Raw genomic sequence first — 391 nt, forward strand, 5'->3', positions numbered from 1 at the left:
GAATACTTCGAAGCTAATCAGGACGCCTTTCAGGAGCTTGCAGACTGGTATCTTTGAAGCTCCGCAGGACCGACGACAATGTAATTGTCATAGTCGGACACTATGACAAGTCAAATATTGATTTCTATCTGCTACAATAAGTTTCCAGTACCCCACAAACTGAGGGTCGGAGATTGTTATGGATATGGTAAAGAAGGAAAAATATAGAGAAATAGAGAGAGAAGTACAGAGGCTTGAAAATCTGTTCAATATAAAGGCTGTGCGATTGAAGGCACGTTATGAGACCAAGGCTATTCGTTATATGTTTGGGAATGGGGTCGAGGTTTATTGCGGTTGGGAAAAGCCTTACGATATCATGACTTGTTTGCATGACCATTATATTGACCATTCT

Annotated in this window: 1 protein-coding gene; it reads left to right on the plus strand. The window is 40.9% G+C overall.

Translation table 11 applies throughout. The annotated features are described in order from the left end of the window. Positions 1-178: 178 nt before the first annotated feature. The coding region (locus KP705_RS18820) for a hypothetical protein (protein WP_215765408.1) at positions 179-391 on the plus strand (213 nt) is incomplete at its 3' end.

This window comes from Gluconobacter sp. P1D12_c, assembly GCF_018812105.1.
Lineage (GTDB): Bacteria > Pseudomonadota > Alphaproteobacteria > Acetobacterales > Acetobacteraceae > Gluconobacter > Gluconobacter oxydans_A.